Below are 25476 nucleotides of genomic sequence, written 5' to 3' on the forward strand. Positions count from 1 at the left end.
ATTCCCTATTCGGTTCCCACCGCCTCGGCAATGGAGCCGATACAATCGCGCTCCATCAGCGATTCCAAACCGGCGCAAATGTCTCTGGCGATGCCGGGGCCGCGATAGATCATGGCGCTGTACAGCTGCACCAGGCTGGCACCGGCGCGAATGCGCTGCCAGGCGTCCTGCGCTGTCGAGATGCCGCCCACGCCGACCAGCGGAATTGCCCCGCCCGTCGCCTGCCGGAAATCGCGCAGGCGCTGCAACGCCATGTCCCTCAGCGGCGCGCCGGATAGGCCCCCGGCCTCGCCTGCATGCGCGGATTTGAGGGGAGGGCGGGCAATGGTGGTGTTTGATATGATCAGCGCGGCCAGACCTTTGTCCATCGCAATGCGAGCAATGGCATCCACATCGGCCGGTTCCAGATCGGGCGCCACTTTCAGGAAAACGGGCACATGCTCCTCCCCGCGCGCTGCCAGCACGGCATCGAGCAGGGCGGACAGCGCGCCCTCATCCTGCAAGGCGCGCAGGCCGGGGGTGTTGGGGCTGGAGATATTGACGGTCAGGTAATCGGCCAGCGGAGCCATCAGGTCGGTCATCGCGGCATAATCGGCGATGCGGTCCTCCGAATCCTTGTTGGCGCCGATATTGATACCCACGATTCCGCCGCGCCAGCGCCGCTCCGCCAGACGGGCCGCCGCTTCCTCACCGCCGCGATTGTTGAAGCCCATGCGGTTGATCACCGCCTGATCTTCCGCCAGCCGGAACAGGCGCGGCTTGGGGTTGCCCTGCTGCGGGCGCGGGGTGATCGATCCCACCTCTGCATGGCCAAAGCCCAGCCGCAGCAGCGCATCGGGCACTTCGCCGTCCTTGTCGAAGCCTGCCGCCATTCCCAACGGATTGGGGAATGTCAGGCCAGCCACTTTTGTGCTGAGCGGACCATCGGCGGCGGGCGCTTCGCCCTCCGGCATCATCTTGAGTGCGTTGATGGCGAGGCGATGCGCCTTTTCCGCGTCGAGCGCGAATATGGCCGGTCGGATCAGGCGATAGAACATGGCTTGCCTATGGCAAAGCGCGGGGCACCTGTCGATGAATGTGGGCCACTGTTGGAAAGATAGGATTTTTCCTTCGAAAATAGTGCAAAAACAGACCGAATCTGGCCGAAAAACCACGTTTCGTGTCGTTTCCTTACAATTGAGAATCACACGAATCGGATAGGAAGTTTCTGCGACCCGAAGGGCTCGACGCGCTAACGCGACGGGTTCTCGACTTTCAAGGGCGGTCCCGCATGTCGGGGCCGCCCCTTTTTTATGCCTCTACCATGTCGCCATGATGCTAACGACTCGCAACAAGCTCTCTGGCGTTGAAAGCGCGCAAATCCGTCACTAGGTGAAATCGGACCGATACACTCCGATTAACCCTGGGACCGTCTTATGCGCCTGTCCAGCATGGCCGATTATGCCGTTGTCACAATGTGCGCCGCCGCGCGCCATTGCGGCTTTGCGCGCGTTTCGGCCTCGGATCTGGCGGAAGAAACGGGCCTGCCCCTGCCCACCGTGCAGAAGCTGGTGAGCGCGCTTTCCAAGGCCGGTCTGCTCAAGAGCATGCGCGGATCGGGCGGCGGGATAAAGCTGGCCCGTCCGGCGGCGGCCATTTCGCTCGCCGATATCGTGGAGGCCATCGAAGGGCCGATCGCGCTGACCGCCTGTGTCGAGGCGGGCCGCCATGATTGCGCGCTGGAGGCCAAATGCAGCGTGCGCCCGCACTGGGGCGTGGTGAACCAGGCGCTGCACGGCGCGCTGGACAATGTGAAGCTGAACCAGCTCGCCCAGCTGCCCGCAGCCTCAAAAGAACAAGAGATCGCATGAACAAAGAAACCACCATCGCTGAAGCCGATACCTCTGGCGGCGAAATTCAGGACAAGGCTGCGCGTGATGCCGCCCGCAAGCTGGAATCGTACGAATTCGGCTTCTCCTCGGATATCGAGCAGGAATTCGCGCCCAAGGGCCTGAATGAGGATACCGTCCGCTTCATCTCCGCCAAGAAGGGGGAGCCTGAATGGCTGCTGGAATGGCGGCTGAAGGCGTTCCGCCTGTGGTTGACGATGGAGGAGCCGGACTGGGCCAAGGTCGGCTATCCCAAGATCGATTACCAGGACGCCTATTATTACGCTGAGCCCAAGGCCAAGCCAAAGCTGGGCTCGCTGGACGAGGTCGATCCCGAAATCCTGCGCGTTTACGAAAAGCTGGGCATTCCGATTGCCGAGCAGGAAGTGCTCGCCGGCGTCGAAGGCGCGCGCAAGGTGGCGGTGGATGCCGTGTTTGACAGCGTTTCCGTGGCCACCACCTTCCGCAAGGAACTGGAAAGCGCCGGCGTCATCTTCCGCTCCATTTCAGAGGCGGTGAAGGAATATCCCGAGCTGGTGAAGAAGTGGCTGGGCAAGGTCGTGCCCCAGCGTGACAATTATTTCGCCGCGCTCAACTGCGCGGTCTTCTCTGACGGCACCTTTGTCTACATCCCCGAAGGCGTGCGCTGCCCGATGGAGCTGAGCACCTATTTCCGCATCAATGCGGAGAATACCGGCCAGTTCGAACGCACGCTGATCATTGCTGAAAAGGGCAGCTACGTCTCCTATCTGGAGGGCTGCACCGCGCCGATGCGCGATGAAAACCAGCTCCACGCCGCAGTGGTGGAACTGGTGGCGATGGAAGATGCCGAGATCAAATATTCGACCGTACAGAACTGGTATCCCGGCAATGCAGAGGGCCTTGGCGGGATCTATAATTTCGTCACCAAGCGCGCCCTGTGCCAGGGCGATCGCAGCAAGGTCAGCTGGACCCAGGTGGAAACCGGCAGCGCGGTGACGTGGAAATATCCGTCCTGCGTGCTCAATGGTGAGGACAGCGTGGGCGAGTTCTACTCGGTCGCCGTCACCAATAATTTCCAGCAGGCCGATACCGGCACCAAGATGATCCACAACGGCAAGGGCAGCCGGTCGACCATCATCTCAAAGGGTATTTCTGCCGGCAAATCGAACAACACCTATCGCGGCCTCGTCCGTGTGGGCGCGAATGCTGACAATGTCCGCAATTTCACCCAGTGTGACTCGCTCCTTCTGGGCAGCGAATGTGGCGCGCACACCGTGCCCTATATCGAAGTGCGCAACCCCACCGCGCAGATCGAGCATGAGGCCACCACCTCCAAGATCAGCGACGATCAGCTGTTCTACGCCATGCAGCGCGGGCTGGATCAGGAAGCCGCTGTGGCCCTGATCGTCAACGGCTTCGCCAAGGAAGTGCTGAAAGAACTGCCGATGGAATTTGCGGTTGAGGCGCAGAAACTGCTGGCAATCTCGCTGGAAGGGAGTGTGGGGTGAAGACAATCTACACCGACAATTACGGCGTCTATCCCTGGGCGATGCTCGCAGTTGCCCTGTACATGTTTTGGTCCGCCTACGAAGGTTTCGCAAGTGATGATGGGAATCGCTTGGGCCTTGGCATCGGAGCCGGTGCATTATTCCTCATTCTGGCGCTCAGGCGAGTATGGGACCGGCGGAACGCCCGTGTAGAGGGGCGCGATCCTTCGATTGTTCGAGTAGAGAAAAATGACTGAAAAAAAGACCCTCAAGATCCGCACCCCGTCGGCGGATGACACTGCGCCCGATCTCAAGAAGAAGGGGCGTGGCTGGGAAATCTCGGAAAAACGGCTCGACAATCTGCACGATCAGGCGCGCAAGTTGCGGCGCCATTCGACCGAGGCGCACAAGGCGCTGGCGGAGCGTTTCTCCAAGGCTGACATGGGCAGGCATGTGTTCAAGCGCCATGCGGTGATCGGCTCTGCCATTGTCGATTTTGGCTGCCACACGCTGGGCCTGGCTATCTCCATCGATGAGGAAGAGCCGGGCGTGGTGGAAACCCGCCGCGACAAGAGCCTGGAATCGGTCGGCGTGCGCGTGATGCGCATCAAGGCTGCCGATATCCTCGAGAACATGGACGATGTGCTCGCCCGCATCACCACCGTCATGCGGGAGCGCATAGCCGACAAGAACGTCGCCCGCGCCGCACACCGCGATGAAATGCGCCGGGGCGGCTCCGACCGCAACGATCGCCCCGGACGCTCCGACCGCCCGAATTACCCCAGGAAGTACTGATGCTGAAAATTGAAAACCTCCACGCCGAAATCGGTGGCACCAAGATCCTCAAGGGCCTGACTCTGGAAGTGGCCGCGGGTGAAGTGGCCGCGATCATGGGCCCCAATGGTGCGGGCAAATCCACGCTGGCCTATGTGCTGGGCGGGCGTCCGGGCTATGAAGTGACCGCAGGTTCCGTCACCTTCAAGGGACAGGACCTGCTGGATCTGGAACCGCATGAGCGCGCCGCGCTCGGCATGTTCCTGGGCTTCCAGTATCCGGTTGAAATCCCCGGTGTTTCCAATGTGCAATTCCTGCGCGAAGCGCTCAATTCGCAGCGCCGCGCCCGCGGGGAGGAGCCGCTTTCGGGCGGCGAATTCCTCAAGCTGGCGCGCGAGAAGGCGGCTCTGCTCAAGCTCGACATGGACATGATGAAGCGGCAGGTGAACGTCGGCTTTTCGGGCGGCGAAAAGAAGCGCGCAGAGATGGTCCAGATGGGCATTCTCGATCCCGCCTTTGCCGTGCTGGATGAAACCGACAGCGGCCTCGATATCGATGCCCTGCGCACCGTGGGCGATGGCATCAACGCCATCATGCGCGCGCCGGACAAGGGCGTGCTGCTGATCACCCATTACCAGCGCCTGCTCGACTATGTGAAGCCGGACAAGGTGCACGTTCTGGCCGCCGGCCGCATCGTCAAGACCGGCGGGCCGGAGCTGGCATTGCAGCTGGAAAGCGAAGGCTATGAGGCGGTGACTGCATGAGCGCGGCACCCATCACCCAGCCAGTCACACGGCCCACCATGCGCGACGAAGCATGGCGCTATGCCGATTTCGATGCGATTACGACTTTCGCACCCGAAGCCTTCGATGAATGGCGCGAGATTGACGTGGCGGCAGGCGAAACCTTCCGCGAATGCTTCATTCTGGATAGCGCCGCACCGACCTTGCGCCGCATCCGCATCAATGTGGCCAAGGGTGCACGCGCCGAAGTGTTCGCAGTCAATGCGGCGGGCGATTATGCCCGTGTGGAGCTGGCCGTCAGCCTTGCCGAAGGCGCACATTTCGAATTTGGCGGCGTGACCATTGGCGGCGGCGATGCCACGCGCGAATTCGTCACGCGGCTGGATCACGGCGCGCCCGATGCCACATCAAACCAGGTGGTTCGCAGCGTCCACTGGGGCCAGGCCACGGGCAATTTCCTTGGCCGGATCGACGTGGGCCGCGATGGCCAGCGCACCGATGCGGCGCAGGATTTCAAGGCCGTTCTGCTGGAGCGCGGAGCTTCGGCCAATGCCAGGCCCGAGCTGGAAATCTATGCGGATGACGTGAAATGCGCGCATGGCGCGGCCATCGGCCAGATGGACGAAATGGCCCGCTATTACATGGCCAGCCGGGGCATCGCGCCCGACATCGCGCGCGAACTGCTGATCCGCGCCTTCATCGCCGATGCCTTCGCCGCTCTTGATGACGAGGATGCGCGGGACGGACTGCTCGAAATTGCACTGAAAACACTGGGAGAGAGATGATGAAAAAACATGTTTTGACCCTTCTTCCCGCCGCTTTGCTGGCGGGTTGTGCCACCGTTGGAAGTCTTGAGCCGATCACCATTCCGGCAAGCGAATTCCGGCCGATCGAACGCGCCGACCGCGTCTTTGCAACCGAGCGCTGGGTGATCGATTATTACCTGCGGCTCGATGGCCGCGGCAGTGAGGAAGTGACCAGCCAGCTGGGCCGGGACGGCACCGGAAATGCTGACCGCGTCCTGCTGTTCTCGACAGACAATTATGCCGACGATTCGGTTCAGGGTGAGCAATGGCGCGTCGCGCTGGACAGCAGCGACATCGGCTATCTGGTGATCCAGGCGGGCAAGCGGTACAAATGCTATCGCGGTCCCAATGCCGGAAACTGGCAGCGCGATCTGTGTCCGTAAGCACCGATCATAAGGTGGCCGCGCTTGCGCGCCGGGCCGATTTTCCCGGGCTGGTAACGGCATCGGGCGCGGCATGGCATTATCTCGATTCCGCGGCAACGGCGCAAAAGCCGCAGGCGGTGATCGATGCCGCCAGCCGTGCGATGGGCCGCGATTATGCTACCGTCCATCGCGGGGTCTATGCGCGCTCGGCGGAAATGACGCTGGCCTATGAGGCGGCGCGCCGCCGCGTGGCGCAGTTCATCGGCGGGCAGGAGGATGAGCTCGTCTTCACCAGAGGTGCGACCGAGGCGATAAATCTCGTCGCGCAAAGCTGGGGACTTGCCAATCTCAAGTCAGGCGACCGCATCCTGCTTTCCGAGCTGGAGCATCATTCCAACATCGTGCCGTGGCAGATGCTGGCTGAGCGCGTGGGCGCGCAGATCGATGTCTGCCCGCTGACCGACGATGGCCGGATCGATCTGGACGCGGCGCAGGCGATATTGACCAGCGATCACAAACTGGTGGCCTTTGCCCATGTCTCCAACGTGCTCGGCTCCGTGCTGGATGCGCGCCGCGCGGCCGATCTGGCTCACGCAGTAGGCGCGAAGATATTGATCGATGGCTGTCAGGCCGTGCCGCGCCTGCCGGTTGATGTCACCGCGCTGGATTGCGATTTCTATGCCTTCAGCGCGCACAAGCTTTATGGCCCCACCGGCATTGGCGCATTGTGGGCGAAAGCGGATATCTTGAATGCCATGCCGCCGTGGCAGGGCGGCGGTGCGATGATCGACAAGGTCACTTTCGCGCGCACCACCTATGCCCCCGCACCGCAGCGTTTCGAGGCCGGAACGCCCGCCATCGTGGAGGCAATCGCCTTCGGTGCGGCCTGCGATTATGTCTCCGCCATCGGGCTGGAGGCCATTCACGCGCATGAGGCGGAGCTGGTGGCGCAAACGCGCGACGCGCTGCGCCAGATGAACGACATCACGCTGTTTGGCCCGGAAGACAGTGCCGGGATCGTCAGCTTCTCGATCGACGGAATCCACCCGCATGATCTGGGTACGATCCTGGATGAGGAAAACGTCGCCATAAGGGCTGGCCATCATTGCGCGCAGCCCCTGATGGACAAGCTGGGAGTACCGGCCACGGCGCGCGCCAGCTTCGGCATTTACAGCGATGAGACAGATGTTGCCGCACTGGTCCGCGGCATTGAACGAACCAAGAGGATTTTCGGCTGATGAACAAGCCAGAAGACAAGAAGGAATTTGTCGCGGCACCGCCGCCCAATGCGCAGGTTGTTGCCGAAGCGACAAAACCGCCACGCGCCCGGGTAGAAGATGCCGTAGAAGATGCTGCGGAGGATACACCGGTAGAAAGCGCCGCCGAAAAGCTCGAGCGCAAGCGCGATTACCTTGACGGTTTCCTCCAGCAGAAGCCGCAGAATGTCTCCCCCGGTGAACCCGGCGGCGATCTGTATGAGGAAGTTATCGCGGCGCTGAAGGACATCTACGATCCGGAAATCCCGGTGAATATCTATGATCTTGGCCTGATTTACGGGGTCGACGTGTCGGACGAGGCGGACGTGGTCGTCACCATGACGCTGACCACGCCGCATTGTCCGGTGGCCGAATCCATGCCCGCCGATATCGAGATGCGCATTGGCTCCATTCCCGGCGTGCGCGATGCCGAGGTCAACGTGACGTGGGACCCGCCTTGGGACCCGGCCAAGATGAGCGACGAAGCCCGCCTTGAGCTGGGGATGCTGTGAGCACACAGGCTCCCTCCCTCACGGTCGATCTGGCCGATTACTCCGATCCGCGCGATGCGGCGGATCTGGTGGCGCTGCTTGATGCCTATGCGCGCGATCCGATGGGCGGGGGCGAGCCCCTGTCTGACAAGGCGCGCGCAAACCTGGCCTCCGGTCTTGCCGCCACGCCGGGCGCGTTCTCGCTGATCGCGCGGGTCGATGGGCAGGCGCTGGGGCTGGCCAATTGCATCATGGGCTATTCGACATTCGCCGCCGCGCCGCTGGTCAATATCCACGATATGGCGGTCTTGCCCGGCCACCGCGGCAAGGGAATTGGCCGCGCGCTGATGGCCGCGGTTGAGGCCGAGGCATTGAAACGCGGTGCCTGCAAGATCACATTGGAAGTATTGACCGGAAACGAAACTGCCAGGGGCCTGTATGCCGCCTGCGGTTATGGTGACTATGTCCTCGATCCCGAGGCTGGCCACGCGGTGTTCTGGCAGAAGAGGCTGACATGAGGGAAACCAAGATCAAGACCCGCCAGATTCCCGCCGCCGTCACGCTGACGCCGCGCGCCGAGCAGCGCATCGCCGATCTGATGGCCAAGGCGCCCGAAGATGCGATCGGGGTCAAGCTCTCGACCCCGCGCCGCGGCTGTTCGGGCCTCGCCTATTCTGTCGATTATGTGACCGCGGAAGTGGCATTTGACGAGAAGATCGTCACGCCCGGCGGCACGCTCTACATCGATGGCGCCAGCGTGCTCTATCTGGTGGGCAGCGTGATGGACTGGGTGGAGGACGACTTCACCGCCGGATTCACCTTCGCCAACCCCAACGCCAAGGGCGCCTGCGGGTGCGGCGAAAGCTTCATGGTCTGAAATCCCGCGGACCGGCGGCAATCGCCGGGTCCGTTGAAGCCAGTCCTCAGGCCTCGCCCAGTTCCTCGGCAATGAAGGCCATCAGCGCCTGGTCATAATGGTCGCTCAGCCCGTTGGCGGCGATCTGCTGGTCGAGCCAGTCCTGCTCATAGAGCGAAAACGAAGCCGCCTCCTGCACCAGTTCATCGCGGCCGGGGAGCTGCCCCTTTTGGCCAAACACCACCCCAAAGGCATTGGGCGCAGATTGTGCCATGCGGCCCATGAAATGGCCGATGTTTGGCTTGTTGCGGCTGACAAAGCTCTCCAACTCCACCATCCGCTCACGGCTGAGCTGGGCGCTGGGTGAGGCAAAACCCATCAGGTAATTGCCCACGCCCTGGACGAACAGTTCCATGAATTCCGGCGCATTGGCTGCTTCGAGTGTCGCGTCCTTCAGGCGAAAGAGCATTTCAGCTTCGCGCTGGCTTACGGCAGCGGGCCGGTCACTCGCCTGACCGAAAATGACCCGGCGCATGATGGTGCATTCGCTGGGCGTCACATGGGTGTTGGACAGTTCTCCGCCATCGCGGGTGGGGCCAACGCCGGTCAGGACGGCGCGTTCAATTTCCCGCAGCACGAAGTATTTCAGCGCTTCGGGGACGTTGCAGGCCTTGTCGGTGATCTCCACCAGCAATTGCAGCTCTGTCATGGAGCACAGATGGCCGTCGCGCTCGATCTCGACGATCAGCCAGCCAGCCTCGCTGTCGCTGGCATAGCCGCGCGGCTCGGTGCCGTTGAGGACATATTCCTTGATCGCCTCGACAAAGAAATCGCTCCAAACGGGCGTGCGATCTGCAATTGCGCGTTGCAGCGAGAAGATGGCCGAAGCCTCCTCCCGCGTGATCGTGCCATTGGCCCAGCCTGCGGCGCGTAGCTGCAGAATCTCATCATCGGAAATGGCACCGTCAACTGCGGCCTGGCGCGTGAAATCGGCAAATTGGGCAGTCATTGCTCGCATCGTCCCCTTGATCGGAAGGGGTGTCTATCGCGCAATAGGCTTAAATTCTCCTTACCCGCGCCACCCTCAGCGCTGTCGGCGCAGCGCCTGCATGCAGGAGTAGCGGTCCACTTCCGCGCCATCGCTGGCCCGGCGGGCCTCCAGCCATGTCGCCACCGGCTCACCCCCGGGCCGCAGCGGATAGAGATAAATGTCCATGACGCAGGCCGGGGCAGCAAATTGCAGCTTGCGCATATCGCCTTCGGTGACATCCAGCCGCGGATCGCCGAATTGCCGCACCAGACTGCGCGCATCCTCGCGGATTACTCCGCTCAGACCCGGCCCGCTCTGGATTTCCGGCATGCGAAAGCCTGCCACGGGCGGCGGGGGCGGAGAGGTGGGTGGTGGGGCCGGCTGCTGAGTGGGCACACGGCTGGGCGGCGGCGGGCCAGCCGGTCCTTGCGGCGCGCTGACGCAGGCAGAGAGCAGAAGGGTCAGGCCCAGGGTTGCGATGATGCGCATGTCAGCAGGCATTCTTTCTATGGACCAGATGCGCGGCACCGGCCGCCCCCAGTACTGGCGCAAGGAAGTTAACGAAGGGTACCGCCAGCATAGCGGCTACAACGCCGCCAAGCACAAATCGCTCCCACTTGCTGACCGGGCACAGGTCTTGCGGTTGCTGGCGATGGCGCAGCCAGACCATGTCCTGCAATTCGCGCCCCACCAACAGGGCGTTGACCAGCCAGAACAGCAGCGCCGTTCCGACGCCTGTAAACAGCAGCGCCAGCGCGAAGGGCAGGGCGATCAGATTGGCCAGCAGAGCGCGGCCCGCTCCGCGCAGGCTGTTGCGCATCTGCTCGGCAAAAGTCAGCTCCCGCGCGGCACTGGCGGCATGCGGATAGTGCCGCGCCTCCACCGCATGGACCACGTCTTCGGCATAGAACTGGATCACCGCCATCGCGGTGATGCGCCAGGTCAGCCACAATCCCGTCAGCGCCAGCAGGGCAGACGCCACTTCGCGCAGGTTGCCCGCGCCGGTGAACATGGCATCGCCCAGTCCCAGCCATTCCAGCGCCGCATCGAAGGCGTACCAGCCCGCCCAGGCCAGCGCGACAAAGGCGACGATGGTCACGCCAATGCTCTTGAAAAGAATGCGCAACACCTTGCCATCGGCAAGCTGGCCGATCGCGAGCATCAGAGAGGTGGCAATTGCTGGCATTGTTGGCTTGCGATTGCTTCTGTGAGCGGCCAAGTCAATCTTTCGACCCTATCTTGGAACCACGGGAATAAACATGTCCGAACCACGTTATGATGTAATCGCCATCGGTAATGCCATTGTCGATGTAGTGGCCTCCTGTTCAGACGAGCTGATCGAGGAGCTGGGTATGACGCGCGGCGGCATGACCCTGATCGATGCCGACCAGGCGCGCGACCTTTATGATGCGATGGGTCCGGCGCGTGAAATCAGCGGCGGATCGGCGGCCAACACGCTGGCCGGCCTGTCCGCCCTGGGCGCGCAATGCGCTTTCGTGGGGCAGGTGGCGGATGATCAGCTGGGGCAGGTCTTCGCCCATGATATCCGCGCCGTGGGGATCGATTTCGATATTGCCGCGCGCGAAGGCGAACCGCCCACCGCGCGCTGCCTGATCTTCGTCACGCCCGATGGCCAGCGCACCATGAACACCTTCCTGGGCGCATCGCAATTCCTGCCCGCCGATGCTCTGGATGAGGAAGCCGTGGGCGGCGCACAGATCCTCTATCTGGAAGGCTATCTGTGGGACCCGGAAGAGCCGCGCGCAGCCATGCGCCGCGCTATTGAAAGCGCCAAGGCGGCGGGCCGCAAGGTCGCTTTCACCCTGTCGGATGCCTTCGTGATCGATCGCTATGGCGATGACTTCCGCGCGCTGATCGCCGATGGACTGATCGACATATTGTTCGCCAATGAAGTGGAGCTGGCCGCCATTACCGGCGAGGCAGACTTCGAGGCCGGCCTCGCCACGCTGGAGGGCAAGGTCCCGGTGCTGGTGGTGACCCGCAGTGAGAAGGGCGCGGTTTCCATCGCCCATGGCGAACGGGCGGCAGTATCCGCCGAACCGGTCGAACACGTGGTCGACACCACCGGCGCGGGCGACCTTTTCGCCGCCGGTTTCCTGTTCGGCTATGTCCGCAGCAAGCCGCTGGAGACTTGCCTGCGCATGGGCTCCATCGCCGCCGCAGAAGTTATCAGCCACTACGGTGCCCGGCCGGAGGCCGATCTGGCAAAGCTGATGCAGGAGAAGCTGGGCTAGGGCTGGTTATCGAAACCGGATTCGCCGAGAAGATCGTCGAGAAACAGCGACATGAGCATGGGCTGCCCGGTCACTTCGGCCTTGGCATAGACCTGGCTCAGTTGCGAGCGGACGGTGCCACCGGCGGCTCCGCGCATCTCGGCGATCTCGGCGCTTGAAAAGCCCTTCAGCGCAAACAGCGCCACTTCGGCTTCGGATCGCGACAGGCCCCAGTCGGCAAAGCGGTCCTGGATCAACTGGCCCAGTGCCCCGCGCGCGGCGGACAATGCCCGATCGCGGCGGCGTGCCTCGCTCTGGAGCCGCGTGAAGGTCAATGCGGCATAGGCGATTCCGGCCAGCAGGGCGAAGCCGACCAGCAGGTCCAGCGCAAACAGCGGGCCGAACTTGCCATCCCGGGACCAGCGACTTTCGCCCACCGCATCGAAGATGAAATAGATCGCGGCCACGGCCTGAAGGCCGATCACGGCCAGCGCCATCGCGGGCTTGTTCGCGGGTGTTGCTGCCATGGTACTTATGTTGATCCCCGCCGGTTTGAACATCTGCTTATACACTGTTTCTGAGGCCAGACGTATCTCACCTGCATGCATCACGCAGCAGGAGATATGCGTTGGACGACAATCTGAAATCCGCACTGACAAAGGTGCCTGCGGTCACGCTCGGTTTCTGGATCATCAAGATCCTGGCCACCACCTTTGGGGAGACTGCGGGCGACACGGTCAGCATGTCGATGAATCTGGGCTATCTTGTCGGCACGGCCATCTTTGCTGCGATTCTGCTGGCGCTGGTGATCTGGCAGATCCGTGCGACAAGGTTCCACCCGGCGCTTTACTGGACCACCATCATCGCCTCCACCACTGCGGGCACGACGATGGCGGATTTTGCCACGCGCTCGATGGGGATCGGCTATCCCGGCGGTTCGCTTTTGCTGCTGGGGCTGGTGCTGCTGTCGCTGCTGGCGTGGCGTATGGCTCTGGGCACGATATCGGTCGATTCGGTGCATGAGCCCAAGGCGGAGATCTATTACTGGGTCACCATCACCTTCTCGCAGACGCTGGGCACGGCGCTGGGTGACTGGGTGGCCGATGGGCCGCTGGGATATCTGGGCGCGGCGGTAATCTTCGGTGGCTTGCTGGCGCTGGTCGCGGTGGCCTACTGGCGCACCAAGGTGAGCCATGTGGTACTGTTCTGGCTGGCCTTCATCCTCACCCGCCCGCTGGGCGCAGTGGTCGGCGATTTCCTCGACAAGCCGGTCGCCAGTGGCGGCCTCGAACTCAGCCGCGGTGCGGCCTCGCTGGTGCTGGGCGCGGCGATCGTGCTGCTGGTGTGGCTGGTGCCGCAGCGGGCCGGGAGCAGGGCTGCTGCTGCCTAGCCGCCCTTGGTCCGCGCAATTTCGCGCCAGCCGATGTCGCTGCGGTAGAACCCGCTGGGGAAATCCACCTTGGCCACGGCGGCGTAGGCGGCTTGTTGTGCCGCCTGCACGTCCGTGCCCCTGCCTGTGACGTTCAGCACCCGTCCGCCGCTGGCGCGCAAGGTGCCGTCATCCTCGTCCAGCGTGGTGCCGGCGTGGAAGACCTTGGCGCCGTCTGCCTCTGCTTCGGCAATGCCGCCGATGGTGCCGCCTTTTTCGGGCGTGCCGGGGTAGCCCCTGGCGGCCATCACCACGGTCAGGGCGGCATCGCGGGAGAAGCGCGGACGCTCCATCGCGGCAAGGCTGTTGTTGGCGCAGGCCAGCAGGTAATCGGTCAGGTCGGATTCCAGCCGCATCATCAATACCTGGCATTCCGGATCGCCGAAGCGGCAGTTGTACTCCACCAGCTTGGGACCTTCGTCGGTCAGCATCAGCCCGGCATAGAGCACGCCGGAATAGGGCATGCCCTCATCCGCCATCTGCTTTACCGTGGGGGCGATGATCTTCTGCATCACTTCCGCCCGCAGTTCCGGGGTGAGCACGCGCGCGGGGCTGTATGCGCCCATGCCGCCGGTGTTGGGGCCGGTGTCGCCTTCGCCCACGCGCTTATGATCCTGCGCACTGCCGAAAGTCACGATGGTGGCGCCATCGGTGATCGCGAACAGGCTCACTTCCTCGCCGGTCATGAATTCCTCGATCACCACTTCGGCACCCGCATCGCCGAATGCGCCGTCAAACATGTCTGCCAGCGCGGCTTCGGCATCGGCGCGGTTTTCGGCAATCACCACGCCCTTGCCCGCCGCCAGCCCATCGGCCTTGAGCACGTATGGGGCCTTGAACCCGTCCAGTGCGGCCACTGCCTGTTCCAGCGATGTGGCGCGGACATATCCGGCGGTGGGAATATTGGCGCGGTCGCACAACTGCTTGGTGAAGCCCTTGCTCCCTTCCAGCTGGGCAGCGGCGGCGGAGGGGCCGAACACGGCGAAGCCCTCTGCGCGCAGGGAGTCGGCAAGCCCGTCCACCAGCGGTGCTTCGGGGCCGATCACCACCAGGCCGATCTGCTCCTGCTCGCAAAAGGCGATCACCAGTTCATGGTCGGTCACGTCGATGTTGAGACATTCGGCATGGTCCGCGATTCCCGGATTTCCCGGGGATGCGAACAGCTTTCCGCCTTCTTCGGCGATCACACGGGATTGCGCCAGCTTCCAGCTAAGCGCATGTTCGCGTCCGCCCGATCCCAGCAAGAGGATGTTCATGCCCGGCTCCAATTCCAGTTCCGATTTTGATTCTGCAAGTGATGGGCTGGTAGCCAAGGAGAGCGCCGGGGACAATTCCGGTGCCTTGACCATCACCGAGATTTCGCAGGCACTCAAGCGCACGGTGGAGGACCGGTTCGGCCATGTGAAGCTGCGCGGCGAGCTTTCGGGCGTGAAGCGCGCCGCCTCCGGCCACCTCTATTGCAGCCTGAAGGATGAAGGCGCGGTGATTGACGGGGTGATGTGGCGCGGATCGACGCAGCGCCTGTCCTTCGTGCCCGAAGACGGCATTGAAGTGATCGCGACGGGCAAGCTGACGACCTATCCGGGCCGGTCGAAATACCAGATCGTGATGGAGCGGATGGAGATCGCCGGTGAAGGCGCGCTGCTCGCCCTGCTGGAAAAGACCCGCAAGCGGCTGGAGGCGGAAGGCCTGTTCGCGCCTGAGCGCAAGCGGCAGCTGCCGTTCATTCCCACAACCATCGGCGTGGTCACATCGCCCACCGGTGCGGTGATTCGCGATATCCTCCACCGGCTGGCCGATCGCTTTCCCAGCCATGTGCTGGTGTGGCCGGTGCTGGTGCAGGGCAATGGCGCCGCCGCGCAGATCTCGGCTGCGATAAACGGCTTTGGGGCGATGCCCGAAGGCGTACGGCCCGATCTGCTGATCGTGGCGCGCGGCGGCGGATCGATAGAGGATCTGTGGGCCTTCAATGAAGAGGTGGTGGTGCGCGCCATCGCTGCCTCGCCGATCCCCACCATTAGCGCGGTGGGGCATGAAACCGATACCACGCTGGCCGATTTTGCCGCCGATGCGCGCGCACCCACGCCCACCGCCGCCGCCGAAATGGCGGTGCCGGTGCGGGCGGACCTGGCCAATACGCTGGATGATCTGGGCCTGCGCCAGCGCAAGACCGCTCTGCGCCCCGTCACTCTTGGACGCGAGCGGCTGGAGGCGCGTGCACAGCGCCTGCCCCGGCCCGAACAATTGCTGCAATTGCCCGCGCAGAAACTGGATGACCTGGGTGAGAAATTGCGCCGCGGCCTGCTCGACCGTGCAGCTTCGGGGCGGGAGCGGCTGGGCGCGCTGCGCCTCTCGCCCGCTGTGCTGGAGCGCAACTGGCGCGAATCGAAGCAGCGGCTCGATACCGTCCGACTCTCGCCCATGCTGGTCACGCGGCCGATTGCCGAAAAGGCGCAGAAACTGGCGGCACTGGCGCGGCTGGCCGAGCAATTGCATCCCGAAAAGCCGCTCCAGCGCGGATATGCGATGGTTTTCGATGCAGCGGGCAGGCCGGTGACGGACAAGGCTTCAGCGCAGGTAAAGCCTTCGCTCGCCATACGTTTTCGCGATGGCGATCTTCAGGTGGTGCCGGCGGGCAGGAAAAAACCGGCCCAGCCCAAGGCTCCAGCGGCAGAAGGTGGCCAGCCCAAATTGCTTTAAGACCAGCCTCTTGATAGGGATGCGCGCATGTTGATGTCTTCTTCCGAAAATGCCGCAACGCTGATTTACGGCCCCAACGGGTTTCGCGTGATCAAGCCCGGCCACTTTGTCGTCTGCGCCGTCAGCGGCGAACCCGTTCCGCTGGAGGAGCTGCGCTATTGGAGCGTGGACCGGCAGGAAGCCTATGCCAGCGCGGAACTTTCCACCCAGCGCGCCCTTGGCCTGAAGTGAAACTGGCCTTCAGGCTTCTGGCCCTGATCTCAGGCGTTGCCCTGGCGGGCGGCTATGCGCTTGCTTCATCGCAGCAGGGCCAGACAGGCGAGGCTGCCAGACAAGGCGCAGCTTCATCCGCTTTCCCGGCGCTGGAAACCGCATCGCGAGTGGCCGACATGTCCGATGGCTTCGTGTTCGAAGGGGATACCACCCAGGGCGGCTGGCTGCGTGGACGAGTGCCGCACGGCACCGTCGCTGCGCGGCTGGGCGATCAGGACCTGACTTTCAACGAAGAAGGATATTTCTTCGCCGCCTTTGACCGCGATGCAGGGCCGCAAGCGCAGCTGGTCGCGCAGCTTGAAGATGGCCGCGAGGTGACGGCAAATCTGGCGGTAGCCCCGCGCGACTGGCAGATAGAACGCGTCAACGTGGCGCGCACTGCCGGCGGTGCAAGTGCGGAATTCATGGAGCGCCGCCGCCCGGAACTGGCGCGGATCAATGCCGCACGCAATGTCGATGCCCCCGCCACCGGCTGGAGCGAGCGCTTCATCTGGCCGCTGACGGGCCGCATTTCGGGCCGCTTCGGATCGCAGCGCATCTATCGCGGGGAACCGGGCAGCTATCATTCGGGGATCGACATCGCCACCGGCGGCACCGGCAACCCGTTTGTCGCGCCTGCCGCAGGGGTGGTGACGCTGGCAGCGGAAACGCCGTTCAGCCTGGAGGGATATCTGCTGATCATCGATCACGGGCAGGGCCTCAACAGCGCCTTCCTGCACCTGTCCGAAATCGCCGTGAAACCGGGCGATGTGGTGGAACAGGGGCAATATCTGGGGCGCATCGGCTCTTCCGGGCGCGCTACCGGGCCGCATCTGCACTGGAGCCTGAAATGGCACGATGCGCGGCTCGATCCGCTGCTGTTCACCGGCCCCATGCCGTGATGCTGCAAAAGGCGCGACGCCGTGCCTTATAGCCGGCGCAAGTGGCGCCTTGCCGCCCTTGTCCTGCTGGCCGTGCTGCTGATCCCGGGAACTTTCTGGCGCAGCGAAATGGCGCCTGTTGCCGATGCGCAGGTGCGCTTTGTGCCGCTGGCCCTGCCTTCCGGCAGTTCGGGCGATGCAAGGCTTACGGCAGAGGCCGCGTGGGAAATTCGCAGCACCGATCCCTTCTTCGGCGGGTTCTCCGCCTTGCTGGCACGGCCAGATGGACGGCTGACGGCATTCTCCGATCGCGGCGGCAGCATCACCTTCCACCCGCCCGGCTCCGGCAATTCGATCCCGGAGTATCAGGATTACCTGCTCCCCGGCGTGCTCGACAAGAATGGCAAGAATGCCTTTCCGGATATCGAATCGGTCGCGGCGGACCCGGCAACGGGGCGCATCTGGCTGGGTTACGAGAATGCCAATGCGATCCGCCAGATCGGTGATGGCGATGCCAGCTTCCCCCTTGTGCGCCCGCCCGCCATGCGCGGCTGGCCGCTGAATGCCGGGGTGGAGGCGATGGCATGGTTGCCGGGCAAAGGCCTGCTGGTGATGCGGGAGAACGGCGGAAAGGGCCTGTTCTTCCCCTTTGATCCCACCAGCCAGGACGGGCAGCCGCAGCGAATCACCTATCCGGTTCCGCCGGGTTATGCGGTGACGGACATGGCGGCGCTGCCAGATGGCCGCCTGCTGGTGCTGACCCGTTCGCTGGCGCTGGCCTATCCGCCCTTTTCGATCCGGCTGTTCCTTGCCGACGCGCCCGATTTCGAATCGCAAGAAGGCTGGCAGTGGGAGGAGATCGCGGGTTCGGATCATCACCCCGCTGCCGATCTGGAAAACATCATCCCGCGCGACAATTACGAAGGGATCGCGGTGTCACCCCGCGGCGATGGCGCGCTTACCGTGTGGCTTGTCTCCGACGATAACATGGCCGCGATCCAGCGCAGCCTGCTGGTGCGCCTGCGCTGGGACCCGGATGCGACCGCCAGCGGGCAATAGCGGGCGGGCAACAATGGGTAGGGCCACGAAAAAGGGCGCCCTGCCTTGCGGCGGGCGCCCGTTTTTCAAGCCATCACAAATGTGATCAGGCAGCTTCGGCGGTTGCCGCCGCAGTTGCCTTCTTCAGCTCACGCTTCACCTTGACGGCGCGCGTGGACAGCTTTTCGTCCTTGGTCTTCAGCAGCCAGTTATCCAGACCGCCGTTGTGCTCCACCGAGCGCAGGCCCTGCGTGCAAACGCGGAACTTGAAGCTGCGGTCCAGCTTTTCGGAGATCAGCGTGACGTTCTGCAGATTGGGCAGGAACACACGCTTGGTCTTGTTGTTGGCATGGCTGACATTGTTGCCGACCTGGCGGCCTTTGCCTGTAAGTTCGCAGATGCGCGACATGACGAAACTCTCTCGCTCGAAAGGTGAATCAGTAAACAGCGTTCGCTGGGAAAGGCGGGCGCATACAGGGGGGTTGGCGGCACGTCAAGCAAAGGCGGGCGTGAAAACCGCCCATTGCCGTGACTTGCGCCAGCGTATAGCCCGCATCGCATGACCCGCTGGCCTATTCCTGCACCCATGATGGAGGCGCTCGACCTTGCGCGCAAGGCTGCCGATTCGGGCGAAGTGCCGGTGGGCGCGGTGGTGGTGCTGCGCGGCGAGATTATCGCCGGTGGCTTCAACCTGACCCGCACCGACTGCGATCCCACCGCCCATGCGGAAATTGTCGCCCTGCGCGAGGCTGCACGCAAGCTGGGCAGTGAGCGGCTGGGCGAGTGCGACCTGTTCGTGACGCTGGAGCCTTGCGCCATGTGTGCGGGCGCCATTTCCCACGCCCGGATCGCCCGCCTCTATTACGGCGCAGCCGATCCCAAAGGCGGCGCGGTGGAGCACGGCGCGCGCGTGTTCGATCAGGTCCAGTGCCTGCACCGGCCAGATGTCTATTCCGGCATTGGCGAGGGAGAGGCGGCAAAGTTGCTGCGCGATTTCTTCAGCGACCGCCGATAGACCCTACAATCCGCGCCAGATTCGCACCTGCTCATCATCGGCAGGCCCATATTGCTGCGGCGTGCAGCGGACCGGCTTGAAATCGCGCGCGTAACACAGCCGCATTTCCTCCAGCCAGCCGCGCGCATTGATCTTCAGACCGATATGCCCGGCCTCCCAATAGGGATTGGCCTCGGCAAAAGCGTTGCGGATGTCGCCAGCCGTCAGGCCGTCCCGCCGGGAAATGCGATCGTAATCGGGCCAGCGCAGCGAGCTCCACAGCACCTGCGTGACGCGGAAATAGGTTTGCGGGCGCACGCCCATGCAGCTGCCATGCTTGGCCCATTCATGCGCCAGCAGCCACGCATCGGGCGTCAGGCACAGGTTCTGGCGCAGGATGGCGGGCGATGGCTCGCTGCGCACCGGGCACCACTGCGGGAAGGAATTGCCCCGGCCATTGGGCCACAGGCCGTGGACAATGAAACCGAAACTGCCGCCCTGCCCGGAACACTGGCGGGCGTTGCGCGGATTGTCCTCGCGATTCCGACAAAACTCCGGCGACCATGACAGGGCCAGCGTATAGCCTGCCACCGGCATCTGCCGTGTTGGCCCATCCTGCGTGATGCGCGGCACGGATATGCCCGTGGTCGGTATGGTGCACTGATAGGCCTGAGCGTGAGCGGTGGCGGTCATCAATGTCAGGAGCGTGGCAAGCGTGATCGCGCTAATCGAAGTGTTCCGCATGCGGACGCCCCTTCCAGTCAAACCAGTTCCGTGCCTGAGGCGTAAAGAGCATGCCAGCGGCAAACAGGGCAAGGGCCTGCGCGCCGAGAAACGTGACAGGGTAGAATGTAGCTCCATCGCTCTGCAGCAGCAGGCCAACGATGGCGGGCATATTGATAAGCCTGCCTATGGCAAGAACGGTAACCATCCACCGGGCAAACCTGCTCGCGAGGAACCACACCAGCAGAACTGGAATCAAGGCGATCGATAGCCGTGCGCTGGTGATGACAATCACCCAATCATCGGTCAGCGCGACACCACTTCCTGCAAGCACGCTTATTGCCACCTCTTCTCGGTGAGAGATCTCCCACACAAAGGCCAGCAGGGCCTGAAGCATGAATGCCGCCGCGAACAGGCGGATTGCCAGTGGCCTTGGGCCAGACGCCCTTCTCACAGCGGCGTGAAGTCGAGCCCGATATCGGCAGCAGGCGCACTTTGCGTCAGGCGGCCGACGGAGACATAGTCCACGCCCGTTGCGGCCTTGGCGGCGATGGTGTCCAGGTTGATACCGCCCGATGCCTCTGTCTTCGCGCGCCCGGCGATCAGCTGCACCGATGCGCGCAGGGTGGCCGGGTCCATATTGTCGAGCAAAATGTGGTTTGCGCCCGCTGCCAGTGCCGCTTCGATCTGGTCGATCCGGTCAACCTCGCAGATGATGTCCTTCACCCCGGCCTCGCGTGCGCGGCGGACCGCTTCGCCCACGCTTCCGGCGACGAGGATGTGGTTGTCCTTGATCATCGCGGCATCCCACAGGCCCATGCGGTGGTTGTGCGCACCGCCCATCGTGGTGGCGTATTTCTCCAGATGGCGCAGGCCGGGAATGGTCTTGCGCGTATCGAGCAGGCGGGCGCTGGTTTCGCCCATCGCATCGACATATTCGCGCGCCATGGTGGCAATGCCGGACAGGTGCTGAACGGTGTTGAGCGCGCTGCGCTCTGCCGTCAGCATGGCGCGGGCATTGCCTTTCAGCCGCATCAGATCGGAACCTGCGGGAACCTGCGCGCCTTCTGCAACCAGAATATCGATCCGCATGTCAGGGTCCAGCGCGCGGAAAAAGGCCTCTGCCACCGGGAGGCCCGCCACCACGATCGGATCGCGGCTGTCCATCACGCCGGAAAACTGCGCATCGGCGGGAATCACGCTCTCGGCAGTCACGTCATGCCCGCCGCCGGGCAGTCCCACGCCAAGGTCCTCATCCAGAGTGGCACGGACGAAGGCCGCAAGGTCGAAGCCGGGAAGTGTGAAATTGCTCATGCCCCGCGTGTGAAGGATTTTTGGCAGAGCCTCAAGCGGAGGAGTTTGTGATTCGCGCGCGGGGATTTTTGTTTTACGCCCGCGCATCCGCACGCGCGGCTGCGCGGGCGTAAAACCAAATGCTAATGCACGAACCGCGCGACCACATCGCGGTAGCTGCGACTGACTTTCACCTCGGCGCCCGATTCCAGCACCAGGAAGCATTCGCCATTGGTGTGCGGGCGGACCTGGCGCACCAGGTCGAGATTGACGATGGTGGAGCGGTGCACGCGCTGGAAGTTCTTGGGGTCGAGCCGGCGCTCCAGATCCTTCATCGTCTCGCGCAGGATCAGCGAATTCTCGCCGGTGAAGATGCACATGTAATCCCCGGCGGCGTCGATATGTTCGATGCTGTCCACGTCGACACGGAAGATCTTGCCCTGATCCTTGATGTTGATGATCTTCTCATAGCGCGCGGCGGCTTCTTCATCGCCGTCCATGCCTTCAAGGCTCTCTGGCGAAACCTCGGCCAGCACGTCCTTCAGCTTCAGCGCCTCTTCGGCGGAGCGTTTCTCCGCCAGTCGCACGCGCACGCGCTCCAGCGTATCGGCCAGCTTCGCCTCATCCACCGGCTTCATCAGGTAATTCACCGCATTGGCTTCAAACGCGCGGATGGCGTGTTCCTGATAGGCGGTGACGAACACGAACAGCGGCGGTTCGATTTCCATCACGCCCTTGACCACGGAAAAGCCGTCAAAGCCGGGCATCTGGATGTCGAGGAACACCAGATCGGGCTTGAGCGTCTTGATCGCCCGGATCGCCTCGCGCCCGTTGGCGCAGGTCTCGATCACTTCGACGTCGGCGAAGGGCTCCAGCCGCAACAGCAGGCCCTGAATGGCCAGTTTCTCGTCATCGACAACAATGGTGCGAATGGTCATGAGCTGGTTCCGATCGGTTGCTGGGAGGGTTCGGCCTGAACGGGCCGGGGCGGTGGAAGTTTCCCGCTCAGGCGGTCATCTTCTTCGGACATGGTCGCTTCATATGGAATTTCAATGATGACGGTGAAGCCGCCGTCCGGCGGGGTTTCAATGTCGAAGCGATGGTCCTCGCCATAGGCCTGCGCCAGGCGGTCACGAATATTGGCCAGTCCAACGCCGGTGGAATCAGACCTGCTGGCGGTGGGCGTATTGCCGATGATCTCGGTGCGGCGCGATCCCTGAAGGCCCGGCCCGGTGTCCGAAACGGTAATCCGCAGCTTGTTGCCCAGCAATTGCGCGGCAAGGCTGATACGCGCCCCTTCCTCCTGCGCGGAGACGCCGTACTTGATCGCGTTTTCGATCAGCGGTTGCAGCAGCATGGAGGGGATGGCGGCATTGGCGGCGGCGGGATCGATGCGAAATTCGGTGCGCAAGCGCTCCTCAAACCGCATCCGCTCAATCTCCAGATAGAGTTGCAGCGTCTCCACCTCCTGCGCCACGGTCACTTTCCCGCCAGGCTGGGTCACCAGCGTGTGGCGCAGAAAGCTGGACAGGCGTGTCAGCATCGCATTGGCGGGCGCGGTCTGCTTCATCAGCACCAGCGTGCTGATCGAATTGAGCGTGTTGAACAGGAAATGCGGATTGAGCTGGTATCGCAGCATGGCCAGCTGCGCAGCCGTCGTCTGCGCCTCCAGCCGCTCCAGCCTGTCTGCCTGTTCTTCCACCTGAAGGAAAAAATTGATCGCGTAATACAGCGCCGACCACGCGCCCAGCAGCGTCATGTCGAGGTAGAACACGCCCAGCACCAGGCTGGCGAAATTGGCCTCGCTCCCGGCCTGATACAGGCTGATGGTCCAGGCGTTGATGATGGCCGAAACCACCACCGCGGCAGCCAGCACCAGCGTGGTCGCGCCCCAGGTCACCAGCGGGCGGCGATTGATCAGCTGGCCGTAGATCACCGACAGGATCAGGCTGATGGAAAAGCCGGTGATGGTGGCGATCAGCACCAGCACCAGGAAATCCAGAGGGCGTTCATTGGCGATGGCGGTGGCCGAACGCAGCACCATCGCTCCGCCCCAGCCAATCAGCTGCAAGCGCCAGAATGCACGGTTCTTGTCAGCAAAAAACGGCGTTGGCCGGAACGGCAGCATGACGATGCTGCCGGTCACATCCGGCTTGGGCTTGGCCTTGCGAAAGGAAAGTGACTTGATGAGCGCTTTCATGGCGCTCTCTCCCTATCAGGAATCGCGCGCTTCGGCGATTGCCCGGCCGATCGATTCAGCGCCGATTGCACCGTTGAGCGCCTTGTCACCCACTATCCAGCTGGGCGTTCCGGTTATGCCAAGGCTCTGCGCGAGGAAGATGTTGTTCTGCAACTGCGATTCGAACTGGCCCGCCGATATCGCTGCCAGCGCCTGTTCCACATCCACGCCGGCCTGCGTTGCGGCGGCGGTGATGGTTTCCTGCGTCACCTGCCCTTGCGCAAACATGGCGAGGTGGAATTGTTCAAACCGGCCCTGCTGCGCCGCAGCCAGCGCCATGCGGGCGGCATCGGCGCTCTGTTCGGTAAGGATGGGATATTCGCGCACCACCACCTTGAGATCGGGGTTGGAGGCGATCAGCGCATTCACATCGGCCACGCTCTGGCGGCAGTAGGTGCAGGCGTAATCGGTAAATTCGACCAGCGTCACCGCGCCATCGGGATTGCCCAGCACGGCGCCGGGGAAGGCCGCTTCCAGCTCATCGCGCAGCGGTTCGATCCGGGCAAGTGTGTCACGCCGCTGCAACTCCTCCATCGCCTGCGGCAGGACTTCGGGATTGGAAAGCAGGTAATCGCGCGTGTGGTTGTCCCCCAGCCCGGAGAAGGACCACAGGGCAGCTCCGGCAAAACCGGCGACAAGGGCGATCAGGGAAGTGGAAATCCAGCGCATGTCAAACGGCCTAACCGCGTTCATCCAATCGTTCAATCATCGCGCGTGCTTCAATCGCCACGTCCTGTGCGCGAATCCAGTCTGGCGTGCCTTCGGGCAGGCCCGCTTCTGCGGTACGAGCGCTTTGCAGCGCCGCGCGCGGATTGCCTGACATGATCTGCTGTTCGGCGCTGGCCAGCCGTGCGCGCGGAAAATCGCCGCGCTGACCATAGACCACGCCCAGCTGATACCAGGCAAAGGGGTTGAGCCGGTCACGCCCCACGGCGGCGCGCAGCACGCGCTCTGCCTCCTCCAGATAGGCGGGGTTTTCGGTGGCCAGCAGGGCATGGCCCAGCATTGGTGCAATCAGCGGGTTGTAATTGGTCAGCTCCACCGACCGGCGCAGCGGCAGCAGCGCCTCTTCCGCGCGGCCTGATTCAAGCAGGATCTGGCCCTTGAGCTCAAGGAAATAGGGGTTGTCCGGCTCCTGCGCGATCAGGGCGTCGGTTTCTGCCAGCGCATTGTCGATCAGGGCTTCCTTGTTATAGGCATAGGCCCTGGCATAGCGCGCGGGCACGCCTGTCATGTAAACGGGGAACGCGTTCAGCGTGCGCGCCGGATCGGCCTGAAAGCCGAACAGCTTGGCCTTGATCCGCTCAAACCGCATCTGCTGCACCGGATCGGGCGGAACATCCCATGCCGGGTCCGCCTCATAGCCCGCGCGCAGGGCGGCGATACGGCTGCCGGAAAGCGGGTGGGTACGGGCAAATTCCTGTTCGGCGGTCTGGCTGATGCCGCGGCGGAATTCATAATTCTGCAGCTTGCGGAAGAATTCCAGACTGCCGCGACCGGTGATGCCGGCGTCCGAGAGATATTGCGCGCCCGCCGCATCGGCGCTGGCTTCCTGCGTGCGGGTGAAGGTGAGGAAGCTGCCCATTGCGGCCTGCTGGCCCATGGCGAAAATGCCCATCGCCGCATCGCCGCTGCCCGCCAGCGCGGCGCCGATGGCGGCCAGCGCGGAAAGCAGGGTGATGCGCGTGGCATTGGTCGCGCCTTCGGAATAGCGGATGATGTGGCCGCCCATCACATGGCCCAGCTCATGCGCCAGAACGCCCTGCACTTCATTGGCGGTATCGGCGGCGGCGATCAGCCCGGAATGGACATAGATGCGCTGGCCACCGGCCACGAAAGCATTGATCGAATTGTCATCCAGCAGCACGACTTCGACCGATCCCTCACCCAGTCCGGCAGCTTCGGCCAGCGGATCGACCATGTCCTGCAGCAACTGTTCGGTCTCTGCATCGCGCAATATGCTCTGCGCGGCAGCGGGATGTGCTGCCAGCATGGTGAGGGCCAGTGCGGCAAAGATATGGGCAAGAATGCGCAT

32 protein-coding genes are annotated in these 25476 nt (G+C 63.3%); 18 read left to right on the plus strand and 14 right to left on the minus strand.

From position 1 onward, the window contains the following. Positions 1 to 5: 5 nt before the first annotated feature. Positions 6 to 1037 carry a quinone-dependent dihydroorotate dehydrogenase gene (locus ABDZ98_RS00930; protein WP_160590759.1) on the minus strand — a complete coding sequence of 344 codons (1032 nt, stop codon included), beginning with the start codon at positions 1035 to 1037 and terminating at the stop codon, positions 6 to 8. A gap of 378 nt (positions 1038 to 1415) precedes the next feature. Here ABDZ98_RS00930 and ABDZ98_RS00935 point away from each other — a divergent pair, with 378 nt between their 5' ends. Genes ABDZ98_RS00935 through ABDZ98_RS00985 form a run of 11 tightly spaced genes read left to right on the plus strand, consistent with a single transcriptional unit; the run spans position 1416 to position 8649 of the window. Continuing rightward, a complete protein-coding gene (locus tag ABDZ98_RS00935; RefSeq protein WP_160590758.1) occupies positions 1416 to 1850 on the plus strand; it encodes an SUF system Fe-S cluster assembly regulator in 435 nt (144 codons plus the stop codon). Continuing rightward, positions 1847 to 3358 carry a Fe-S cluster assembly protein SufB gene (gene sufB, locus ABDZ98_RS00940; RefSeq protein ID WP_160590757.1) on the plus strand — a complete coding sequence of 504 codons (1512 nt, stop codon included), beginning with the start codon at positions 1847 to 1849 and terminating at the stop codon, positions 3356 to 3358. The genes ABDZ98_RS00935 and sufB overlap by 4 nt, the downstream gene beginning before the upstream one ends. Beyond that, positions 3355 to 3594, plus strand: coding sequence for a hypothetical protein (locus tag ABDZ98_RS00945; protein WP_160590756.1), 240 nt, complete (start codon positions 3355 to 3357; stop codon positions 3592 to 3594). The genes sufB and ABDZ98_RS00945 overlap by 4 nt, the downstream gene beginning before the upstream one ends. Next, on the plus strand, positions 3587 to 4132 hold the full coding sequence (locus ABDZ98_RS00950; protein WP_160590755.1) for an endonuclease domain-containing protein: 546 nt from the start codon (positions 3587 to 3589) through the stop codon (positions 4130 to 4132). The genes ABDZ98_RS00945 and ABDZ98_RS00950 overlap by 8 nt, the downstream gene beginning before the upstream one ends. Beyond that, on the plus strand, positions 4132 to 4875 hold the full coding sequence (sufC, locus tag ABDZ98_RS00955) for a Fe-S cluster assembly ATPase SufC (RefSeq protein WP_160590754.1): 744 nt from the start codon (positions 4132 to 4134) through the stop codon (positions 4873 to 4875). The genes ABDZ98_RS00950 and sufC overlap by 1 nt, the downstream gene beginning before the upstream one ends. Beyond that, entirely contained in the window at positions 4872 to 5639 is a 768-nt protein-coding gene (locus ABDZ98_RS00960; protein WP_160590753.1) for a SufD family Fe-S cluster assembly protein, read from the plus strand. The genes sufC and ABDZ98_RS00960 overlap by 4 nt, the downstream gene beginning before the upstream one ends. Then, positions 5639 to 6043, plus strand: a complete 405-nt coding sequence (locus tag ABDZ98_RS00965) for a hypothetical protein (protein WP_160590752.1) — start codon at positions 5639 to 5641, stop codon at positions 6041 to 6043. The genes ABDZ98_RS00960 and ABDZ98_RS00965 overlap by 1 nt, the downstream gene beginning before the upstream one ends. Positions 6044 to 6057: 14 nt before the next feature. After that, the gene (locus ABDZ98_RS00970) at positions 6058 to 7263 is read left to right on the plus strand and encodes an aminotransferase class V-fold PLP-dependent enzyme (RefSeq protein WP_343805244.1); all 1206 of its coding nucleotides are present in this window, start codon (positions 6058 to 6060) and stop codon (positions 7261 to 7263) included. Next, on the plus strand, positions 7263 to 7793 hold the full coding sequence (locus tag ABDZ98_RS00975; protein WP_160590750.1) for an SUF system Fe-S cluster assembly protein: 531 nt from the start codon (positions 7263 to 7265) through the stop codon (positions 7791 to 7793). The genes ABDZ98_RS00970 and ABDZ98_RS00975 overlap by 1 nt, the downstream gene beginning before the upstream one ends. Continuing rightward, positions 7790 to 8290, plus strand: a complete 501-nt coding sequence (locus ABDZ98_RS00980; protein WP_337190181.1) for a GNAT family N-acetyltransferase — start codon at positions 7790 to 7792, stop codon at positions 8288 to 8290. The genes ABDZ98_RS00975 and ABDZ98_RS00980 overlap by 4 nt, the downstream gene beginning before the upstream one ends. Beyond that, positions 8287 to 8649: a HesB/IscA family protein gene (locus ABDZ98_RS00985; protein WP_160590749.1), complete on the plus strand. Its 363-nt coding sequence runs from the start codon at positions 8287 to 8289 to the stop codon at positions 8647 to 8649. Before ABDZ98_RS00980 ends, ABDZ98_RS00985 begins: the two co-directional genes overlap by 4 nt. A gap of 46 nt (positions 8650 to 8695) precedes the next feature. On the opposite strand, the gene ABDZ98_RS00990 is transcribed toward ABDZ98_RS00985, so the two are convergent. The 3 genes from ABDZ98_RS00990 to ABDZ98_RS01000 form a co-directional block, all read right to left on the minus strand. After that, a complete protein-coding gene (locus tag ABDZ98_RS00990; protein ID WP_160590748.1) occupies positions 8696 to 9637 on the minus strand; it encodes a hypothetical protein in 942 nt (313 codons plus the stop codon). Positions 9638 to 9712: 75 nt separating this feature from the next. Continuing rightward, complete coding sequence (locus tag ABDZ98_RS00995; RefSeq protein WP_160590747.1) at positions 9713 to 10147, minus strand: hypothetical protein; 435 nt, start codon at positions 10145 to 10147, stop codon at positions 9713 to 9715. A 1-nt stretch (position 10148) separates the two neighbouring features. Next, the gene (locus ABDZ98_RS01000) at positions 10149 to 10820 is read right to left on the minus strand and encodes an EI24 domain-containing protein (RefSeq protein ID WP_237437435.1); all 672 of its coding nucleotides are present in this window, start codon (positions 10818 to 10820) and stop codon (positions 10149 to 10151) included. A gap of 97 nt (positions 10821 to 10917) precedes the next feature. On the opposite strand from ABDZ98_RS01000, the gene ABDZ98_RS01005 reads away from it, so the two are divergent. Then, a complete protein-coding gene (locus ABDZ98_RS01005) occupies positions 10918 to 11913 on the plus strand; it encodes an adenosine kinase (RefSeq protein ID WP_160590745.1) in 996 nt (331 codons plus the stop codon). Here the strand turns inward: ABDZ98_RS01005 and ABDZ98_RS01010 are convergent. Then, positions 11910 to 12419, minus strand: a complete 510-nt coding sequence (locus ABDZ98_RS01010; protein ID WP_160590744.1) for a helix-turn-helix transcriptional regulator — start codon at positions 12417 to 12419, stop codon at positions 11910 to 11912. The genes ABDZ98_RS01005 and ABDZ98_RS01010 overlap by 4 nt on opposite strands. A gap of 101 nt (positions 12420 to 12520) precedes the next feature. Between ABDZ98_RS01010 and ABDZ98_RS01015 the strand changes: the two genes are divergently transcribed. After that, positions 12521 to 13282 carry a COG4705 family protein gene (locus ABDZ98_RS01015; RefSeq protein WP_160590743.1) on the plus strand — a complete coding sequence of 254 codons (762 nt, stop codon included), beginning with the start codon at positions 12521 to 12523 and terminating at the stop codon, positions 13280 to 13282. On the opposite strand, the gene purD is transcribed toward ABDZ98_RS01015, so the two are convergent. Continuing rightward, positions 13279 to 14577: a phosphoribosylamine--glycine ligase gene (purD, locus tag ABDZ98_RS01020; protein ID WP_160590742.1), complete on the minus strand. Its 1299-nt coding sequence runs from the start codon at positions 14575 to 14577 to the stop codon at positions 13279 to 13281. The two genes, ABDZ98_RS01015 and purD, sit on opposite strands and share 4 nt — an antisense overlap. Between purD and xseA the strand changes: the two genes are divergently transcribed. Genes xseA through ABDZ98_RS01040 form a run of 4 tightly spaced genes read left to right on the plus strand, consistent with a single transcriptional unit; the run spans position 14576 to position 18213 of the window. Next, positions 14576 to 16021, plus strand: a complete 1446-nt coding sequence (gene xseA, locus ABDZ98_RS01025) for an exodeoxyribonuclease VII large subunit (protein ID WP_160590741.1) — start codon at positions 14576 to 14578, stop codon at positions 16019 to 16021. The genes purD and xseA overlap by 2 nt on opposite strands. A gap of 27 nt (positions 16022 to 16048) precedes the next feature. Next, positions 16049 to 16252, plus strand: coding sequence for a DUF2093 domain-containing protein (locus ABDZ98_RS01030; RefSeq protein WP_160590740.1), 204 nt, complete (start codon positions 16049 to 16051; stop codon positions 16250 to 16252). Further along, on the plus strand, positions 16249 to 17175 hold the full coding sequence (locus ABDZ98_RS01035; RefSeq protein WP_337190180.1) for a M23 family metallopeptidase: 927 nt from the start codon (positions 16249 to 16251) through the stop codon (positions 17173 to 17175). The genes ABDZ98_RS01030 and ABDZ98_RS01035 overlap by 4 nt, the downstream gene beginning before the upstream one ends. A gap of 21 nt (positions 17176 to 17196) precedes the next feature. Next, entirely contained in the window at positions 17197 to 18213 is a 1017-nt protein-coding gene (locus ABDZ98_RS01040; RefSeq protein ID WP_160590739.1) for an esterase-like activity of phytase family protein, read from the plus strand. A gap of 85 nt (positions 18214 to 18298) precedes the next feature. On the opposite strand, the gene rpmB is transcribed toward ABDZ98_RS01040, so the two are convergent. Beyond that, positions 18299 to 18601: a 50S ribosomal protein L28 gene (rpmB, locus tag ABDZ98_RS01045; protein ID WP_160590738.1), complete on the minus strand. Its 303-nt coding sequence runs from the start codon at positions 18599 to 18601 to the stop codon at positions 18299 to 18301. Positions 18602 to 18751: 150 nt separating this feature from the next. On the opposite strand from rpmB, the gene ABDZ98_RS01050 reads away from it, so the two are divergent. After that, positions 18752 to 19207, plus strand: a complete 456-nt coding sequence (locus ABDZ98_RS01050; protein WP_160590737.1) for a nucleoside deaminase — start codon at positions 18752 to 18754, stop codon at positions 19205 to 19207. 3 nt (positions 19208 to 19210) lie between these two features. Here the strand turns inward: ABDZ98_RS01050 and ABDZ98_RS01055 are convergent, their stop codons facing one another. From ABDZ98_RS01055 to ABDZ98_RS01085, 7 genes are all read right to left on the minus strand, one after another. Then, a complete protein-coding gene (locus ABDZ98_RS01055) occupies positions 19211 to 19879 on the minus strand; it encodes a ribonuclease T2 family protein (RefSeq protein ID WP_160590736.1) in 669 nt (222 codons plus the stop codon). 31 nt (positions 19880 to 19910) lie between these two features. After that, positions 19911 to 20306 (minus strand): hypothetical protein, encoded by a 396-nt coding sequence (locus ABDZ98_RS01060; protein WP_160590735.1) that lies wholly within the window; start codon positions 20304 to 20306, stop codon positions 19911 to 19913. Positions 20307 to 20359: 53 nt separating this feature from the next. Beyond that, positions 20360 to 21223 (minus strand): carboxylating nicotinate-nucleotide diphosphorylase, encoded by an 864-nt coding sequence (nadC, locus tag ABDZ98_RS01065; protein ID WP_160590734.1) that lies wholly within the window; start codon positions 21221 to 21223, stop codon positions 20360 to 20362. 122 nt (positions 21224 to 21345) lie between these two features. Continuing rightward, positions 21346 to 22140 (minus strand): LytR/AlgR family response regulator transcription factor, encoded by a 795-nt coding sequence (locus tag ABDZ98_RS01070; protein WP_160590733.1) that lies wholly within the window; start codon positions 22138 to 22140, stop codon positions 21346 to 21348. Next, positions 22137 to 23336 (minus strand): histidine kinase, encoded by a 1200-nt coding sequence (locus ABDZ98_RS01075; RefSeq protein WP_160591113.1) that lies wholly within the window; start codon positions 23334 to 23336, stop codon positions 22137 to 22139. The genes ABDZ98_RS01070 and ABDZ98_RS01075 overlap by 4 nt, the downstream gene beginning before the upstream one ends. An 81-nt stretch (positions 23337 to 23417) precedes the next feature. Then, positions 23418 to 24110 (minus strand): DsbA family protein, encoded by a 693-nt coding sequence (locus ABDZ98_RS01080; protein WP_160590732.1) that lies wholly within the window; start codon positions 24108 to 24110, stop codon positions 23418 to 23420. 10 nt (positions 24111 to 24120) lie between these two features. Beyond that, positions 24121 to 25476: a M48 family metalloprotease gene (locus ABDZ98_RS01085; RefSeq protein WP_160590731.1), complete on the minus strand. Its 1356-nt coding sequence runs from the start codon at positions 25474 to 25476 to the stop codon at positions 24121 to 24123.

This window comes from Alteraurantiacibacter aestuarii, assembly GCF_039523595.1.
In the GTDB taxonomy this organism is placed as follows: domain Bacteria; phylum Pseudomonadota; class Alphaproteobacteria; order Sphingomonadales; family Sphingomonadaceae; genus Alteraurantiacibacter; species Alteraurantiacibacter aestuarii.